Consider the following 18,688-nt stretch of genomic DNA (forward strand, 5'->3'; position numbering starts at 1 on the left):
ACGCAGTCGCATGAAAACCGTAGATTCTTATAACTTCGCTGGTAAGAAAGCCCTCGTTCGGGTAGACTTCAACGTTCCGCTCGATAAAGAGTTCAACATCACTGACGATACTCGCATTAAAGCGACCATACCAACCGTCCTGAAAATTGTGAATGACGGTGGGTCCGCCATCCTGATGTCGCACCTTGGTCGGCCGAAGGGTGGCCCTGAAGAAAAATATTCACTCAAACATTTGTTGCCTGCGCTGAAAGAAGCGTTTGGTCGCGATGTAAAATTTGCGGATGATTGCATTGGTCAGTCAGCTACCGATCTGGCGGCCAGCCTTCAACCTGGCGAAATTCTTCTGCTCGAAAACCTGCGTTTTTATAAAGAGGAAGAAAAAGGTGATGTTGCATTCGCTGAAAAACTGTCGAAACTCGGCGACGTCTGGGTTAACGATGCCTTCGGAACCGCTCACCGCGCTCACGCCAGTACGGCGGTTATGGGCCAGTTTTTCGAAGATCGCATAGCCGGTTATGTGATGAAGGCAGAACTGGATAATGCCAAAAAGATTCTGGATGAAGCCGAACGGCCTTTCACGGCGATCATGGGCGGAGCCAAGATTTCTGATAAAATCCTGATTATCGAAAAACTCCTCGACAATGTCGATAATCTCATCATTGGCGGGGGTATGACTTACACCTTCACCAAAGCACAGGGTGGCCAGATCGGCAAATCACTGCTCGAAGCCGATAAGCAGGATCTGGCGCTTGAATTGCTCAAAAAAGCAGAAGAAAAGGGAGTAAAGATTTATATGCCGGTCGACAATGTTTGCGCGGATAGTTTTTCAAACGATGCGAACCGCCAAACGGTAGCTACTGGCTTTATTCCTGATGGATGGGAAGGACTGGATATTGGTCCTGAGACCGTTAAGTTATTTACGGACGTTGTTCTCAATTCGAAAACCATTCTCTGGAACGGCCCGATGGGCGTATTCGAATTTCCAAATTTCGCCATTGGCACCGATGCCATCGCCAAAGCTGTTGTGAAAGCTACTGAAGAAAACGGTGCGTTCTCACTCATCGGGGGTGGTGATTCAGCTTCTGCGGTTAATCAGGCTGGCTACGGCGACCGGGTGAGCTACGTATCGACTGGTGGCGGTGCGCTTCTGGAGTATATGGAAGGTAAAGTGCTGCCAGGAGTAGCCGCGCTGGAGTAGAATCAGGCCACGTAGCATAAAAACGTTTGCCAAATTCTGAAGAGATTATTGCCCTGATGATAGCCTACCGATCGTTTCCAACCACACGATCGGTGGCTTTTTTTTTGACTTATGAGCTCGTGCCTACGGGTCATTGAGCGGTTTATAGGGCTAAAACAACAAACTCCACCCGTCGATTCTGTCGTTTGTTTTCTTCCGAATTGTTCGGTGCAGCCGGTCGTGTATCACCATATCCATTGGCTCGCAGGCGGCTTTCGGCAATGCCCTTTCTGGCCAGATAACTTCGAATAACTTTCGCCCGGTTCTCGGAAAGTAAGACGTTTAAGCGTCGGTCGCCAACATTGTCGGTATGCCCCGCGATTTCAATGACGAGCCTGGGGGTCGTGATAAGCGTTTTTACCAGTTTGTTCAACTGTGGATACGATTCTGACCTCAGTACATAACTACTCTGATCAAAATAAACATTGTCGAGCCGGAAAGTCTGATTAACCTGTAAACCCCTGAATATACTATCGGCTTTAGGATCTTCCTTTTCAAGTCGGACGGCATAGCCATAATTGGGGCAGGTATCGCACGAGATGACCATTACTTCTTCCGATTCATAATAACCAGGTGTTTGTGTTTTTGTGATTACGGTCAACGTATCGGTGCCAGTCAGGACAAATGCATAAGGCTGACCGAGCTGACTTTGCCCGTCAAATTTCCGGTTCGCCCGTTTTGCGTGTATCTTGAATCTGGCCGGAATCTCTTCCAACGTCTTGCCGTCGATAGCACTAATTGTAAACAACGTCTTTTGCTGTTTAACGGGTGTTTTTTGCTGCTGACTGTAACCAACTGTAGCGATTGCCAGATAGACGAATAGAATGAGCAGGGCGCGCATGGTCGTGTGATTTATAAACCAGATTAACCCTACTGCAAATTAAGTGCCGATTTAAGGCACATTGGTTTCTTAAATTCGTGTGAACCTATAAATTAGGCAAATTACGCGCTTATAATATACCAATGTCCCCTGCCTCCCTTTTGGAAAGACCGGGGACATTGGTATGTCAGGCAGCTAATGGGTTGAAATACCGACGCCTGAATAGCATGAACAGACTCATCATGAGCCTTCAAGGTTGCCTTGAACTATCTGATCGTAGTTACTAAATTTTTACAGCTTGCCGGGCCAGTAATTTCCAATCGCCTTTCTGTTTGACCCATACCAACAGCACGGCCAGCTTAACTTGTCCGGCCTGTCCCTGGTTATTGGTTTCGCCAGACAGTTTATGACGTACCAGAGCGGTATTCTCCGTAACCGAAATTGTCTGATCGGCCAGATCAATTGTTTTAAAATCAGATGCACCGCTGATGAGCGCTTCCATAAAGGCAGCCTTATCTTCAATTTTTCCATTCGAGTGCCCATAGCTAAGCTGGGTTGCGGCAATAGCGTCCAAACCTGCTTTATCAGGATCGATCATCAGCTTGCGAAGCTTTTCAACGGCCTGAGCCACTGCCTGATCCTGATTTTGGGCGATGCTTTCAACGGAGATCATCGTGCACAGAGCAACGAGCAAAAACAACAATTTTTTAGCGTACATCTTTCTTGCGTTTTAAATGTATGAACCCCGACGGATTGGAAATCGGAAGGTTTCAGCGCTAAAAGTCCGTTCGCCTTTATTGTTTACTTACGTTGACCGCTATTGGTTCGTCCCGGTTGGATAGTGGATACGTTATCCTTTAACGCTCCCTCCTACCCAACCGAAACGAACCAGTGGCCAAATTGACGCTATTTATCCCACCAGACAGGCTGATAAATATCATCGACAACCGTTGCATTCAAATTGTAATTGCGTTCATCCTGCGATGTTGGTAACCGCACAGGAATTGCTTTTTTCTGCGAATCCTGATTCGCTTTCAGTTGCGGAAATCCCGTTCGGCGCCAGTCGTTGTAGCCTTCCGGCGATGTGAATAAGGCCACATACTTCTGGTTGATAATTTTTTGCAGGGAGATCGTACTGGCCGTTTCACTGGCTGCTTTTTGCTTAAAATCGGCCGAAATATCTGATCCTGTGATCCGCTTGACCGATGCTGTAACGGCTGTGTTATAAGCCACTGCTGCTTCGGCCGCTTTTCCTAATCGCAGTTGCGCTTCGGCTTCCATGAATTTCGCTTCGGCGTAGGTCGCGATGGGTGTAGGTGAATCTGCCGATGCGATCGCCGGTCCCGGATCAGAGGCCGCCGTGTTGTCCGATTCTTCGGGGGCCAGCCCCGAATAGCCATTGTTTTCATCTTTGGCCACCAGATAGGGTAATCGCGGATCGGCATTCGTTTTCAAATAATCGACAAAAAACTTACCCATTTTGATGTAACCCGCGCGGTTCGACAGAAAATCGTACCATTGGTTGAAGCTACCGGCAATGTCGTAAAAGACGGCATTCATATCGGGTTGATCAGCCGATACTTTGCTCAGCGATGCCATTACCTGCGTGGCGCTACCCGTTGGATCAAGCTGGCTCAGCCGATTGGCATACCGGGCTTTGATAATGTAAGCAGCATTGATCCAGGCTTTTACATCCCCTTTGAAGATGATGTCATCCGTACCGGGCAGAAACTGGTTCGCCGTTTGAGGTTGACTCAGGTCCGTAATGGCCCCATCCAGTAGGGTCTGAATGCCTTTAATGACATCTTCCTGCTTATCATATTTGGGCTGGAAATTTCCCTGCAAACCTGTAGCCGCTTCATTAAATGGAACATCTCCCCAGAAATCCGTTGCAACACCGAAACTCAAAGCCATCAGTACCTTCGTCATACCCGAATAATACGGATTCCCGGTACCATATTTATCGAGCAGGGTTCTGGTATTAATGAGTGTGCCATTATAAATCGTTGCCCATTCATTGGTTATGTCTGCCTCGGTGATGACATACTGCCCAAAGGTCTGGTACTGGAACTGGTTTCCGGCTGCCTGCTGGGCCAATACGCTGCTAATGCGACCGAGCTGCCCCCCATAGGTTGCAAATGTCGACACTTCAGCGCCCGATAACAGCAACGCTGCGGATGCGGTTTCCGGCGAGTTTGGATTAACGCCGTACTCATCAAACTGGTTTGTGCAGGAGCTGGTAGCCACGATCAACACCAGAACCCCAAGAAATATCTTTTTCATGTTTTGTCTGTCTTTAGGGTGATTAGAAGCCGAAGTTGATGCCGAAGATGTAGGAACGTGTGCCAGGGTTATTGAAATAATCGAACCCTTGCAGGTTTGATCCTGCACCGGTCAGGCTCGTTTCCGGATCGACGCCTTTGTAGTTGGTGTTGAGGTATAGATTTCGGCCCGTCAAGGATATGTCTACGTAATCGACGTATTTTTTCGGCTTGATCCGATAGCTCAGCCCAACTTCGCGTAGACGGAACCAGTTGACGTTTTCCACGAACTGCTCGGCAGCCCCACCGTTATCACCCAGATACCGACCGAAATAGTCAAGTGCCGAAATGGCTTTTGTATTCGCCGTTCCGTCGGCCATTACGCCCGGAATGACATATGTATGTTCGCGGTCGGCAGATTCCTGCGTCCGACCGATCCGTTGCAGACGGGCATAGGTTCCATTCCAGATCGACCCACCCCGGCGAACGTCAAGCAATGCCGTTAATGTAATACCCTTGAACGTGAACGTATTACGAAGGTTGCCAAGCCATTGCGGATATGGGTTGCCGATGTTTTGCTGGGCTCCCTGCAAGGTTGGCAAACCATTTGTTCCGATGATCAGCTGCCCCTGGTCGTTGCGTTCCCACTTCGTTCCGTACAGCACGCCCAGTGGTTGGCCAACAATGGCATAGCCACCGATACCGTTAAAGGCCGACTCCAGACTTAGCTCGGTTACGCCTTCCGTTAGCCTGAGTACTTTACTACGGTTCATGGACCAGTTCAGGTTTACATCCCAGGTAAAAGATGGTGTTTTGATGGCATTGATGCCTAACATAACCTCAACTCCCCGGTTACGCAATTGGCCTGAGTTGGTGTAACTGGCGGTGAAACCCGATGCCGGAGCCGTTGGACGTTGCAGCAGAATATCGACCGTTGTCTGACTATAAACCGTTACGTCCAGATCAATTTTGTTCTGGAGAAATTTGACGTTCAAACCGGCTTCAAGTCCCTTAACGCGTTCTGGCCGAAGGTTAGGCGTACCGACAATCTGGTTGTAATAAGCAAACCCGTTCACTCCTCCATACGGAAAAATCAGCCCATTGGTGAAGCCATCCGTAAAAGACGGTTTCCCGAAGTAAGTTCGGGTCCGATAGGGAACCGGAGGAATACCGGATTCGGCATAAGCCAATCGTAGTTTACCGAACGATACGGGCGTATTTTTCAGCACCGACTCCGTAAATACCCACGATAGCGAAGCCGAGGGATAGAAGAAATTATTTTTCTGCGTCCTGTCAAATGTTGATGACCATTCGTTTCGGCCCGTTAGGGAGAGGTACAACTGATTGGCGTAGTCGAAATCGGCCTGGCCAAAAACAGCCGTTGTCAATCGGCGGGTGCCCGTATTGGATGCGTACAACTCAGCCGCGTTTCCCAGGTTGTAGAAGTCGGGAATCGAGAGGTTACGACCGCGGGAGAAGTTATCGGTAAAATTAAATGACGTGATGTTATGGCCAACTGTATAATTAACCCCAAATTTTTCACTGAATCGGTGTTCGCCCCGGAGCAGTAAATCGGCATACACATCGCGGCTGGTGATATTATCGTAGTTTACCTGGCCATACGTTTGCTGATTGTCATCACCATTGGAGCTGATCGAATAGACCTGCCGCCGGGCATCCGAATAGGCATCGACCCCGATTTTATAGGTCAGATCCAGATGCGATGAGCGATGGTAATTCAGGTAAACGTTGCCCAGAACCCGGTTAATATCGTCCGTAAATGGATTGTTGTAAACGCTATAGAACGGATTGTCATAAAACGCATAATAGTTGCGGTTATAGCCATTGCCGTACTGATAATTCCGCAGGTCATAAGAGGCAGGTGCCCGCATCAGGCTTAGCATTACCCCGGCAACATTGCTACCATTCTGCGCTTTGATGCCACCCGATTTAATGTAGCTAACGGTGCCGCCAATCTTCAGATTATCAGTCATGTTGGCGTCCGCCGTTAACCGGATCGTGTTCCGTTTGTAGTCCGTATTCGGCACAATACCGTTCTGAATCAGGTTACCGAATGAAATGCGGAAATTAGCCCTGTCGTTGCCACCGGCCAGCGCAACGTTTGTTGTGTGCGACACGGCCGTCTTGAAGAAATTCCCCGGATTGTCATAGGCCTGCAAGGTAGGGTCGCCCGAAATTTTCGGCCCCCAGCTATTAGGCGTACCGGCGGCCACGTCGTCGTCGGTACCCAGGCGCTGGTCGGGACCGGCGTCGGCTGTTTGGTACACTCCGCCCGATCCCTGAGCATAATCCGATTGCAGTTTGGGTAGTTTATTAACCTGAGAAAGCTCCAGACGATAGCTGACCGTTACACCGATACCGCGTTGATTGCGTCCTTTTTTGGTTGTGTAAATAATGGCCCCGTTTCCGGCTCTTGCCCCGTAAAGTGCTGAAGCTGCTGGCCCTTTCAGGATCGTAACAGAGGCAATATCGTCCGGATTGAGATCCAGCGCCCGGTTCGAGTTATTGACGCCCTGCAAATTGGCGTTAAATGGATAATCCGGTGGCGACGAAGTGACCGTTTCGTTATTGATTGGAACTCCGTCGACAACAATCAACGGCTGTTGTTCACCCGTAAACGTTGAGGGGCCCCGCAGTACAATCTTACTGGATGCACCCGGAGTACCGGCCGAACTGGTAACCAGAACGCCAGCGGTTTTAGCCGCAAGCCCCTGAATTACATTGGCTTCGCCCGATCGGGTAAGGGCATCGCCCTGTAGATTGGAAACCGAGTAGCCTAATGTTCGTTTTTCGCGTTGCGCGCCAAGGGCTGTTACGACTACTTCCTGTAGTTGTTTGGTATCGGCTTTCAGGGATACATTGATCGTTGATTGTGAACCGACCGCTATTTCCTGCGATTCGACGCCGATGAAACTGAAAATAAGCGTCGCATCGTCAGATACGTTGATACGGTAGTTTCCATCGGCATCCGAGTTCGTCCCCCGAGTCGTTCCTTTTATCTGGATGTTGGCACCGGGCAGAGCCTTCCCATCTTCCGCTGTGGTGATTTTCCCCGTCACGCTTCGTTCCTGTGCATATGCAAAGCCTGTCGAGCCAAGCAGCACGAGTAATAAGAAAAGTTTTTTCATGGGTAAGTTGTTGTTTTAGAATAATAGTTACAATACTATATGTGGATAGAGACCACTGGATAGCAGCGGAAAGTGTATGAACGGTAGAATTAAAGCTTGTTAAACCCGTTAACGGGCTGGTAGAGGAGGCTACAATGGCGTTAGAGTACGGACCGCCGGAATCGTTTTTGGGGTAGAAATCGTTAAGTCCCGAACAATAATTTCGAGACCATTGGACACTTTTAGCTGGTAATCACCATCGGCTAATTCGGTCAGATCGATATTGAGCCGCATCGTTGTATCCGTTTGGTTCATAAGTCGCTCAAACAGTAAATTACCTTTGAGGTCATTGAGCTGCACACTGACCTGCCCGCCCAACTGTTTGTCTACATTAACGCGCAACTTTGTTTGATCCATCGACACATAGGCGCCCACTTTGTAATGCGCCAATTCTGTCGGACGAGTGCGTTGCTTTGCCTGTGGAATTGGTGAAGCAAATGCTGAAAAACTAACGACCAAAGCAACTAATAAGGAAATAGTAAATGTCCTCATGGCAGTAGTGTTGACGTTTGTAGATGATTTTTCAGTCGAGTTACCCCGCCCGATGGCCTAAAGACTAACGTGTACTACCGATTGTTGTGTTATTTAGCTAAAAGGTTGTACCGATCCATGATTGGTAAAAAAACGGTATGAATGGCGCAATAACCATCCGAACTCTTACTGTAGGCAATGGAAAATAAACAGCAGGCGGTAACCTGCCAGTGTATGGCTTCGGAGCGTACTGAATCTATTGAACTACTATGCCGTCCGGCTACTATTTTTCATACGAAAATCCCTTTTGCTTCTCGCTGATTTGAGCGGTCTGGGCCAGCAGTGCCGTATGGTCAAAAGACTGGGTTACCGTTTTGTGGATGTTCTTGCAGATTGTGTCGAGTGGCAGATCATTATCATCGGTACCGAACGGATTTTCAATTTCTTCGGCAATGATTTCAAGGCTGGCCAGTACATAAAAGACAAATACGACCAGTGGAACAACCAGGTAGTGCAGGTTTGACACATAACCCAGTGGTAAGGTGAGGCAATACGTAAAAATAAACTTCTTGATAAATGAACTGTAGGAAAACGGAATCGGGGTGTTTTTGATCCGTTCGCAGGCTCCGCACGTATCCATCAGAGACTGTATTTCCGGATTGAGGATGATCAGGTGTTCAGGTAGCAAAACACCTTGTCGTTGTAGCTCATGAAGCTTTCCAAAAATTGATAGCGCGAGTTGCTGAGGTACGTGTTCGCTCAAATGCAGATTACTGATACTGAATGACCTGGTTTCGGTAAATTCTTTCTCGATGGCGTGTTGACGCAGGTGATTTTTTAACGCAAAAGCAAAGTTTGGAATCATTGCCCGGAAAAACTCACGCGCTTCGACCTGGTCCGTATCGAGTAGCTGGTCCATCTTGAGCGCCATATTTCGGCTGTTATTTACAAGCCCTCCCCATAATTTCCGCCCCTCCCACCAGCGGTCGTAGGCCGTATTGGTGCGAAAGACAAGCAGCATCGATATCACAAAGCTCAGCAACGTGTGCATGAGCGAGAGGTTCTTAAGGTGAGGGTTTTCGCTTAAATCGAATAGTTCAAGAATATGGACAATAATGAACGAGTAAACACCTACCCCGATCAAAACGGGCAGGAGTTTACGCACAGTGTCGGCCCGGTTGAAGGTGATAATGAACCGGAACCAATCCTTGGGGTTATAGTTGACCATACAGTGGTTTGGTTGAGTAAACCTCAATCTTACGAGGTTTTGACAAAAATATCAACGTTTAAATTCGCCTAAGGTTGACATCTTTACATAATCATTCCGGCATGGTATCGTTCATATTCCTAGTTCGTCCCATTAAAAACTCATTAAATGACTGTTTTTCAACGAGTCCTTTCGATTCTGTTTGTCTGGATGTCGACTACGGCTCTCCACGCACAACAACTCCAGGCAATCGACCGGATTTATGACCCTAAAGTTCAGACCGTATTACTGTTTCCGCAGGTTAGTGCAAACCCAAACGATCCGTCGCTGGCCTTAAATCCTCCCGTTATTTCGCTTGACGAACAGATAGCCCTGCAACTGGAATTTGACGATCTGACGGCTGATTACCGGTCATTTCGTGCCCGCCTTGTTCACTGTAATGCCGACTGGCAAAAGTCAGTCCTGAATGACATCGAGTTTACCTACGAATATAACGACAATCCAATCACCGATTACCAGGTATCGCTGAATACTAAAATTCCGTATTATCACTATCGCTTCACCCTCCCCCGAGTGAAACTGCCCGGCAATTATCTGCTGGTGATCTATGATGAACGGAATCGAAATAATACGATTCTGACGCGTCGATTCTGCACCTATCAAAACCGGGTAGCCATAGCGGCCAGTGTTCGATTTTCAACGGACCCATCCCGGCAGTTTTCTGATCAGCAGATCGATCTGGCCATTAATTACAAAGGCTATCAGGTTATTTCTCCGCAGGACGATTTTAAAGTAGTCATTCGCCAGAATTACCGCGATGATCGGGTTATTCGGGGCCTTCGCCCGACCAATGTGCAGGCTTTTGACCAGGTTATCGAGTATCGTCTGATCGATTTAAGTAATACAATGCCAGGAGGCAATGAATTTCGATTTTTCGATACGCGAACCGTATTATCTCGTGCCAATTATATCGAACGAATCGACCGGAATGCTGACCACAATGTTGCGTATGTCCAAGTCGATCAGCCACGAAGCCGGGGCCCTTACATCCAGAGTGATGATTTCAATGGCTTTTTCGTGATCGATCACCGCGAAACGGGTAATGGACAAACAGGTGCCGACTACATTGAGACGGTCTTTACATTACGCATACCCGAAGCGCCGGGCGTGAATGTATACGTCAATGGCGCGTTCAATTTCTGGGAGTTAAATGACCGAAATCGTATGTCGTTTGATTCGGTTCTGGGCGCTTATCGGGCTTCGATTCTGCTTAAGCAGGGCGTATATAACTACGATTACATTGTGCAGACAACGACCGGACAGCCCAAGGTCGATGAGAATTACATTGAAGGGAGCTTTTCGTCGACCGAAAATGACTACGAAGTATTTGTCTACCACCGTCCGCCCGCATCTCGTGCCGATCAACTGGTTTCGTATCAGAAAGTAGGCGTAAACAAGCGAAAGTAAAAGCAGGGCGGACGGCTGTGGCTATCCGCCCTATCTGTCCAGTTAAGCGCTATGGAGGAATTCCATAATATCGCCGTCCTGAACGATGTACTCTTTGCCTTCAACGGCTAACTTGCCCGCTTCGCGAACACCCGATTCGGTCTTGAACTGCTTGAAGTCGGGGAGTTTCATCACCTGCGCCCGTATAAATTTCCTCTCGAAGTCGGAGTGGATCACACCAGCGGCCTGTGGTGCCTTCCAGCCTTTATGGATCGTCCAGGCACGAACCTCCTTAACGCCCGCTGTGAAGTACGTAATCAGACCAAGCAGGTGATAAGAGGCTTTGATGAGTTTACTCAAACCCGATTCCGTCAAGCCATATTCGCCCAGGAACAGTTCGCGTTCTTCGGGATCTTCCATTTCGGCGATCTGCGATTCGATTCCTGCGCTGATCACAATGACCTCAGCCCCTTCGTCTTTAACCGCTTCCCGTAGCGCGTCAGAATACGCATTACCGTTGGGCAGCGACCCTTCATCTACATTGGCAACATAAATCACCGGTTTCACCGTCAGCAGAGAGATGTCGCTAATGGCTGTTTCGCGCTCTTCGGGCGAAACCTGCACCGTCCGGGCACTTTTGCCCGATTCGAGGGCCGTTTTATACAGTTTCAGAATCTCCAGTTCGGCTTTTGCTTTGGCATCGCCTACCCTAGCCGCTTTATCGATCCGCTGGATTTTCTTATCGACCGATTCCAGATCCTTCAACTGAAGTTCAGCATCAATAATTTCCTTGTCCGATATGGGGTTAACCTTACCTTCCACGTGCACGATGTTGTCGTCTTCAAAACACCGGATAACATGAACGATGGCATCAACCTCCCGAATGTTTGCCAGGAACTTATTGCCTAATCCGGCACCCTGACTGGCTCCTTTAACCAATCCGGCAATGTCGACAAACTCAATGATGGTTGGTACCACCTTTTGGGGCTTCACCAGTTCTTCGAGCGTATCCAAACGCTCATCGGGTACGGTTACAACCCCAACGTTTGGTTCTATTGTACAGAATGGGTAATTGGCGGCTTCGGCCTTCCCACTCGAAATCGCGTTAAAAAGCGTTGATTTACCCACATTTGGCAAACCCACGATACCACATTGAAGTCCCATAGTCAATTAAAAATGAGTGAATGAATGAATAAGTGACTATCCTATCGTATAGGCTTCACTCATTCGCTCATTCACAATTCACTCATTGTTTTTGCAAAATTACAACAAAAAAAGCCTTCGGCGCGGAGCCAAGGCTGATGAATCAGGTAATGAGCCTGGTACTGGTCAAAAGTAAGCGTGTATAGTTAATTCATAAACGAAAGTTTGTCGATAAAAAATTCATTTATTCCCACTTCAATTCGCTGGCGAAGTCGTCCTGTTCATCGCGTTGTGCAAACTGCGAAAAATCGACATCGGGCATGAGTTCGCTTTTAACGTGTTCCACTGTTTCCTGAAGGGCTTCGATAAATTTATCGAAGTCTTCTTTATAAAGAAAGATCTTATGTTTTTCATACACAAATCCATCGCCCTGCGGGTGTCGTCGGCTCTCGGTAATGGTCAAATAATAATCGTTGGCACGAGTCGATTTGACGTCGAAAAAATACGTCCGTTTACCCGCCCGAACCCGCTTGGAATAGATCTTTTCCCGTTCTCTTTCGTCCACAATCAGTGAGGTTTAGTACATCGTAAAGGCTAAAGATACGGGCAATCAAGGCAGAACAAAAATAATGGCCGTAAATATATTTCGGGGTCATTTTGCCCCGAAAAGCGGTAAGGTTGTAGAGTCCATTCTACAGTTTTTTGACTAAATGCTTGGTAGTTAGGTTCATTTGAGCTATCTTTGTTTTATAGGAATTGCACTTTTTGGGGACGGAGGAGATCGGAATTTACAACTGATTGACCTTCGTTTATTTTTTCACGTAACCAAAAGCTGTATGAGTTATATCATGTCCCTTATGTTGTTTTTTAGCAATATAAAATCGGCTGAGGCTCTTCCGAGCCTCATACAGAAAGGCAAAGCGTCTTTTTATTCCAAGAAGTTCAATGGTCGTAAGACCGCTTATGGTGAGCGCGTTAGCGCGTTAGCCCTCGAAGGTGCCCACCGTTCACTACCATTAAACACGTTAGTCGAGGTCACTAACCTCGACAACCACCGTTCGGTAATTGTACGAATCAATGATCGGGGCCCATTTTCAAAAAGCCGTGTGATCGATCTCACGCACGCAGCTGCCCAGGCACTGGGCATGGTTTCTAAAGGTGTTGCCAATGTATCGCTTCGTGTCGTTGGCAAAGGACAAGCTTTAGCTGCCTTAGTGCCTTCATCACCCTTCAACACACCAGATGCTTTCCAGCCGTTGCTGGAGCCTGTGTTGTGATCCGGTGCGGACCTGAGGTCCGCATTCTGCTGCCGAACCGTTCAACGCTCATCCGTGCAATTCCTGACGCGGGCGTTGAACGGTTTTTTTGTTATCCGGCATATCATTTGTAGCTTGTAGACACGCTGGCAGTTTATTGCTTCGTTAGCTAATCAACGACAACAATTATGAAACAAACGCTTAATCTGGGGCAGGTCCGCTCGTTTGGCAACGTCGAGTTTCTGGCTCGTCAGCTAGTCGAAGGATTTATTACCGGTCTACATAAATCGCCTTTCCATGGGTTCTCGGTCGAATTTGCCGAACATCGGCTTTATAATACCGGCGAAACAACTCGCCACATCGACTGGAAGGTCTACGGAAAAACCGAAAAACTTTTCGTTAAACGCTACGAGGAAGAAACGAATCTGCGCTGCCACCTTCTGATCGATACATCGTCGTCGATGTACTACCCAGAGTCGAATTATGGTAAGATGACATTCAGTGTCATGGCCGCTGCCTGCCTGGCGTATATGCTTCAGCGACAGAAGGATGCGGTTAGCCTGACTACCTTTGCCGATACGATTGACTTGCAGACGCCGGTAAAATCGACACCTTCGCACGTTCATAAGCTGTTTACGCAACTGGATCAATTGATGTTACAGCCTAAGCCCCTTCGCAAAACATCGGCGGCTGACGTCATCCATCAGGTTGCCGAAAAAATTAACAAACGGTCGCTGGTGGTCATCTTTAGTGATATGTTTGAAAATGCCGATAAGGCCGATACGTTGTTTGCTGCTTTACAGCACCTTCGGCATAACCTCCATGAGGTTCTTTTATTCCACGTTACGGACAAAAAAACAGAAGAAGAGTTTGCCTTCGAGGAACGTCCCTATGAATTTATTGACCTCGAAACAGGCGAGAAAGTAAAGCTTCAGCCGAATCAGGTTCGCGAAACCTATCAGCAGGCCGTAAAATCGTATTTTCAGGATTTGAAAATGCGTTGTGGGCAGTATAAAATCGATTTTATCGAGGCCGATATTGCCGAAGGATTTGATCAGATCCTGACGTCTTATCTGGTGAAGCGAACGAAAATGAAATAACCCGGCGGGAAGATTGAGTGATTAATTGATAGAATGATTGAATAACGTAAATCCAGGCTATTCAATCATTCTATCAATTAATCACTCAATCATTTTTTTACGCTTGCCTTTGCGTTGGCTGGAGCAACAGCAGGCTTTGGCGCACCTTGGGCAGCATGCTGGCGTTTGTGGAAAAGCACGAAGTCTTCAATTTGCTCAACAGGGAGTTTGCGGGCAATGATCTTCTTATTTTTATCGAGCACATACACTGTCGGCGTTGTCCAGACATCATATTGATGCCGATAGTCCGTGCGTGACGCAAAATCATAGCCGTTGATGGCATTCCCCAGTTTGAATTCGCGGATAAATTTCTTCCATTCTTCCGGGCTTTGATCAATGGCGATGGCGACAACTTCTACGCCCTTGCCTTTATAGGTATCAACGAATTTCTGGAGTTTCGGCGCGCTCTCACGGCAATGGCCACAATGCGGATCATAAAAGAAAACGACGGTGTAATCAGACTTGATGTTCTGGAAGGCGACCGGCCGACGTAGTGTATCGCTGACCACCGGTGCCGGAAGAATCTTACCAACTAACAACGGTTTCAGCGTCTTGACGCGATCGCCAATGTTCTTGATCGTTGACGAATCGGATACGGGCATGATCCCCGTAGCGTAGTACTTCTCGAACATGTGGACAAATAGACCATCCGTGCCCATTACTTTGGGTTGTTCATACTGACTGGTTATATACCAGACAGTGTATGATAGTACTTCCTTACTCTTGCCTGCTCTTGCCTTTCCTACCATCAGGTCAGCTTCTTTGATGAGCGAATCGGGCGTTTGTACAGTCAGTTCCTTAAGGTAGCGGTCAATTTTCTTCTGTAGAATGGGCGTACGCACAAAACGCTCATCGGCAAAATCGTAATCATCCCAGAAGTGGCTTTTGAAATAATTAAAAACCCATACCGAGTCGGGCCGACCGTTAGCCAGTTTGGGAGCTGGTGGTACGTCGGGTTCGGCCGATGCTTTTATCAGTTTAACGGCAAACGTGTTGTTATTTTCTTTAAAGAACTGCTCGCGGTACATCTGCGCCTTTTTCTGCAAATCGCTCATTTTCTGGTTTACCATGGCGGCCGAAGTGGCATCATTCCGGAGTTTCTTCTCTACTTCCAGCGCTTTTGCTTCATCATAAAAACTTCCGAGCCCCTGCTGATAAGTGTAGAACAGTTCGTTCTCTTTGGAGCCGGTAACTTTCATATTTTTGATGACATTGGCCGTATCAGTCGCGAACGAGAATTCCTGATCGTTTGTCATCAACAATTCGATGTAGCGATTTTTGGGTGTTACGGCGATGTATAGCCCTTCCGGAAGGTGCTTCTTGCCTTCAAAAACCATATTGCCGTTGACATCGACGCGGGCAGTATCTTTCGGAATATACTGACCAGCACCGAAGTAGTGAGCCAGTACGCAGGTTGTATCCTTTATTCCCTGAACATGGGCTGTGATTTTGAAACCCTCAGATTGAGCCGGAGGGTTAGTAGATTGCGCCTGTAGACAGGTTGTGAGAAACAAGCCAAACAGAGCGGTAAGTAGGAGATTTTTCATACAAGCGGATGTGTATCTTCGCGGCTGAATAGAGACAAATTTACATGATTTAGTTCAGGAATTTATCCTCTACAAAACGCCTGCCACGCTAACAATAGTCTATGTTTTATTTCTTTTCTAAAACACTTTATTACCTGCTGACGCCAGCGGGCTGGCTCCTGGCTGCCTTAGTGCTGGCATTGGTTACGAAAAAGCCGGTCGTTCGCCGTCGAATGATTGTTGTTACGCTTGTTGTATTTTATTGTTTCGGTAATGCTTTCCTGATCAATGAACTGGAATTGTGCTGGGAATATTCGCCAGCAACTGTGCCTTTGGATTCAACCCAAAAAGTAGCTGTTGTGCTGACAGGGGGTATAATCAACGTTTCAAAAGAAACCCCTGATCATCGATTTCTATTGAGTCATGAGGCCGATCGGCTTGGGCAGGCATTGTATTTGTATAAGAAAGGGGCTGTTCAGAAAATTCTGATCAGCGGTGGTTCGGGCGATTTACCGTTTCAGGTGAAAAGCGTTAGTAATGAAGGTCAGCTGTCGGCTCAATTTCTTGTGTTGGCGGGCGTTCGCTCAGCAGATATCGTACTAGAAAACAAATCGAGAAACACGCACGAGAACGCTCTGTTTTCGGCGAAAATTTTACGCGAACGATTTCCGAAAAGCCAATATGTATTGATAACATCCGCTTTTCATATGCGCCGGGCAGTCGGTTGTTTTCGGAAAGAAGGCATTCCAGTGCTGCCTTTTCCGGGCGCTTTTATGAGCGGTCGACGTTCATTTATGCCTAGCGAATGGCTATTCCCCAATGAAGATGCCTTCTCTGATTCTTACTTTTTAGTGAAAGAACTAGTGGGGTATTCTATGTATTGGGTAGTCGGCTATATCTAATGGGATAATGCATAACTCAGTTATTCCCGCATCATGCATCATTACTTGCAGAGCATTCGTTAAGAAGCGTGCCACGGTTACTATGAGCCCAAAATAACCGTGGCACACTTCTCAACGAAAGTCCTGACTTATTTAAACACTCAGTATCTTCACCATGCGAAGCAAGTCTTCGTTGATGGGCTTTGGCAAACGGATCGTGTCGCGGAAGGGCGTGTAAACCAGTTCGTTATTCACAATACCGGCCATAACGTTCTTTTCGCCGTTCATTAAACCCTCCAGGGCACCAAGACCCAGACGACTAGCCAGAATGCGGTCATAGGCGGTTGGAACACCCCCGCGCTGGATGTGCCCCAACGTCGTTACGCGCATATCAATGTCCGATTGTACCTGCGCACGAATCTTCTCGGAAATTTCGGTAGCGTTTCCTTCCTCTTCACCTTCAGCAATAACGATGATGGATGATGATTTCTGGCGGCTCCAGCCCGATTTGAGCGTTTCAACAACTTCCGAAATAGGCGTCAGTACTTCTGGGACCATCACTAGCTCGGCACCACCCGCAATACCCGACTGAATAGCAATGTAACCCGAATCTCGGCCCATTACTTCAATAAAAAAGATGCGGTCGTGCGAGTCGGCCGTATCGCGAATTTTATCAATAGCTTCCAGCGCTGTATTCACAGCCGTATCGAAACCGATCGTATAGTCTGTTCCGTAAAGGTCATTGTCGATGGTGCCGGGGGCGCCAACTGTTGGAATACCGTATTCGTCGTAGAAAATGGTGGCTCCGGTAAATGTACCATTCCCACCAATCGCGACTAATCCTTCGATACCAAACTTTTGCAGTTGCTCGTGGGCCTTGGTGCGGCCTTCGGGCGTCATAAATTCTTTACTACGGGCCGATTTCAGGATGGTACCTCCTCGTTGAACAATGTTGCTCACCGAGTGGGAGGACATCTGAAAAATATCACCATTTATCATCCCGCTGTACCCCCGGCGGATACCAAATACTTCGAGACCGTGATAGACCGCTCCCCGGACAACGGCCCGGATACAGGCGTTCATACCCGGCGCATCACCACCCGAGGTAAAAACAGCAATTCGTTTCATTGATCAAGTCTATTTTTTACAGGAAAAGGACAAGAACTTAGGGTTTTCTTGTAATAAACCCCGCAAATTTATCCGCATTTCACAATCTAAAGGCATGCTTCTGACAATTTCCCCTTTCATTCCTGTAATTTTCATAAAAACCATAGAATAGAGGGCAAATGAGCCGAAGCCTTTAAAAACCCTGAAACCCTTATCAGGTCTGCCTGGCTCTATAAACCAGAGAGCGCCATACGATACGGCCGTGATTTAAAAGAGTTGGAAATAACCCGAAATGCGACACGAGCACCGAAAAGCGATCAAGAAGTGATTGCCGATGTTGTTGCACCGATAAGCCACCTACCAAATACTTACATAACACAAAAGGCAGGAATTCTATTTTTTGGGCCGCTTTCAAACAGTTTATTTCCCAGTCCAGGTCGGCGCTAAGGTTATTGGCCGGGTAATCTGGCGCAATGGATCGCCGGGCTACAAAGGCCTGATGGCAGACCTTCATACCCATGCTCATATCCTGCCAGGTTAATTTTTTCGGTAATGCATGCGGTGTAACTTCACTCCTGAGGCCAACCGCTGCCCCCGAATGCTGTCCACCATTGTCACGGACGAAGAGCGCGTCGCTGTAATACACATCTGCCTGACTGATTCTAATCCGTGCCAATAGGTTAGCTAGTGTTTGTGCATCATATAATTCATCGCCAGCATTCATGAACCATACATACTCGCCGGTAGCACGGTGTAAACCCTTGTTCATGGCGTCGTAAAGCCCTTTGTCGGGTTCTGATACCCATTGGGTAATAGAACGCTCATAACGCTTAATAATGGGCAGAGTTCCATCTTTTGAGGCTCCATCAACCACAATGTATTCATAATCGGTTGCCTCTTGCGTCACAATACTCTGGATTGTGCGTTCCAGAAACCGCTCGGCATTGTAAGTGATGGTAATGATGGAAACGGTTGGCATTTTTTAATGAGTGAAAGAGTGAGTGAA

General features: G+C 47.6%; 16 protein-coding genes. 5 read left to right on the forward strand and 11 right to left on the reverse strand.

Annotated features, from left to right (window positions below):
• The first annotated feature begins 10 nt into the window (after positions 1–10).
• Entirely contained in the window at positions 11–1,198 is a 1,188-nt protein-coding gene (locus G8759_RS28900) for a phosphoglycerate kinase (protein WP_167216226.1), read from the forward strand.
• 142 nt (positions 1,199–1,340) lie between these two features.
• Here G8759_RS28900 and G8759_RS28905 read toward each other — a convergent pair whose 3' ends face one another.
• The 6 genes from G8759_RS28905 to G8759_RS28930 form a co-directional block, all read right to left on the reverse strand.
• Positions 1,341–2,078 carry an OmpA family protein gene (locus G8759_RS28905; protein WP_167216228.1) on the reverse strand — a complete coding sequence of 246 codons (738 nt, stop codon included), beginning with the start codon at positions 2,076–2,078 and terminating at the stop codon, positions 1,341–1,343.
• 262 nt (positions 2,079–2,340) lie between these two features.
• Positions 2,341–2,775 carry a nuclear transport factor 2 family protein gene (locus tag G8759_RS28910; RefSeq protein ID WP_167216230.1) on the reverse strand — a complete coding sequence of 145 codons (435 nt, stop codon included), beginning with the start codon at positions 2,773–2,775 and terminating at the stop codon, positions 2,341–2,343.
• Positions 2,776–2,963: 188 nt separating this feature from the next.
• Entirely contained in the window at positions 2,964–4,340 is a 1,377-nt protein-coding gene (locus G8759_RS28915; RefSeq protein WP_167216232.1) for a SusD/RagB family nutrient-binding outer membrane lipoprotein, read from the reverse strand.
• A gap of 22 nt (positions 4,341–4,362) precedes the next feature.
• A complete protein-coding gene (locus tag G8759_RS28920; protein WP_167216234.1) occupies positions 4,363–7,467 on the reverse strand; it encodes a SusC/RagA family TonB-linked outer membrane protein in 3,105 nt (1,034 codons plus the stop codon).
• A 129-nt stretch (positions 7,468–7,596) separates the two neighbouring features.
• Positions 7,597–7,998 carry a hypothetical protein gene (locus G8759_RS28925; RefSeq protein WP_167216236.1) on the reverse strand — a complete coding sequence of 134 codons (402 nt, stop codon included), beginning with the start codon at positions 7,996–7,998 and terminating at the stop codon, positions 7,597–7,599.
• A 262-nt stretch (positions 7,999–8,260) separates the two neighbouring features.
• Positions 8,261–9,205 (reverse strand): bestrophin family protein, encoded by a 945-nt coding sequence (locus G8759_RS28930; protein WP_167216238.1) that lies wholly within the window; start codon positions 9,203–9,205, stop codon positions 8,261–8,263.
• 147 nt (positions 9,206–9,352) lie between these two features.
• On the opposite strand from G8759_RS28930, the gene G8759_RS28935 reads away from it, so the two are divergent.
• Positions 9,353–10,651, forward strand: a complete 1,299-nt coding sequence (locus tag G8759_RS28935) for a type IX secretion system plug protein (protein ID WP_167216240.1) — start codon at positions 9,353–9,355, stop codon at positions 10,649–10,651.
• Positions 10,652–10,693: 42 nt separating this feature from the next.
• Here the strand turns inward: G8759_RS28935 and ychF are convergent, their stop codons facing one another.
• Together ychF and G8759_RS28945 are read right to left on the reverse strand one after the other, a co-directional pair.
• Entirely contained in the window at positions 10,694–11,794 is a 1,101-nt protein-coding gene (gene ychF, locus G8759_RS28940; RefSeq protein ID WP_167216242.1) for a redox-regulated ATPase YchF, read from the reverse strand.
• Between the two features lie 223 nt (positions 11,795–12,017).
• On the reverse strand, positions 12,018–12,338 hold the full coding sequence (locus G8759_RS28945; protein WP_162386660.1) for a DUF3276 family protein: 321 nt from the start codon (positions 12,336–12,338) through the stop codon (positions 12,018–12,020).
• 271 nt (positions 12,339–12,609) lie between these two features.
• Between G8759_RS28945 and G8759_RS28950 the strand changes: the two genes are divergently transcribed.
• Positions 12,610–13,050, forward strand: a complete 441-nt coding sequence (locus tag G8759_RS28950; RefSeq protein ID WP_167216244.1) for a septal ring lytic transglycosylase RlpA family protein — start codon at positions 12,610–12,612, stop codon at positions 13,048–13,050.
• Positions 13,051–13,217: 167 nt separating this feature from the next.
• On the forward strand, positions 13,218–14,129 hold the full coding sequence (locus G8759_RS28955; protein WP_167216246.1) for a DUF58 domain-containing protein: 912 nt from the start codon (positions 13,218–13,220) through the stop codon (positions 14,127–14,129).
• 89 nt (positions 14,130–14,218) lie between these two features.
• Here the strand turns inward: G8759_RS28955 and G8759_RS28960 are convergent, their stop codons facing one another.
• Positions 14,219–15,715: a thioredoxin-like domain-containing protein gene (locus G8759_RS28960; RefSeq protein ID WP_167216248.1), complete on the reverse strand. Its 1,497-nt coding sequence runs from the start codon at positions 15,713–15,715 to the stop codon at positions 14,219–14,221.
• Between the two features lie 101 nt (positions 15,716–15,816).
• Between G8759_RS28960 and G8759_RS28965 the strand changes: the two genes are divergently transcribed.
• The gene (locus tag G8759_RS28965; RefSeq protein ID WP_167216250.1) at positions 15,817–16,596 is read left to right on the forward strand and encodes a YdcF family protein; all 780 of its coding nucleotides are present in this window, start codon (positions 15,817–15,819) and stop codon (positions 16,594–16,596) included.
• Between the two features lie 132 nt (positions 16,597–16,728).
• Here G8759_RS28965 and pfkA read toward each other — a convergent pair whose 3' ends face one another.
• Both pfkA and G8759_RS28975 read right to left on the reverse strand, forming a co-directional pair.
• On the reverse strand, positions 16,729–17,703 hold the full coding sequence (gene pfkA / locus G8759_RS28970) for a 6-phosphofructokinase (protein WP_162386665.1): 975 nt from the start codon (positions 17,701–17,703) through the stop codon (positions 16,729–16,731).
• Between the two features lie 193 nt (positions 17,704–17,896).
• Entirely contained in the window at positions 17,897–18,661 is a 765-nt protein-coding gene (locus G8759_RS28975; RefSeq protein ID WP_167216252.1) for a glycosyltransferase family 2 protein, read from the reverse strand.
• Between the last annotated feature and the right edge of the window lie 27 nt (positions 18,662–18,688).

The organism is Spirosoma aureum, assembly GCF_011604685.1.
In the GTDB taxonomy this organism is placed as follows: domain Bacteria; phylum Bacteroidota; class Bacteroidia; order Cytophagales; family Spirosomataceae; genus Spirosoma; species Spirosoma aureum.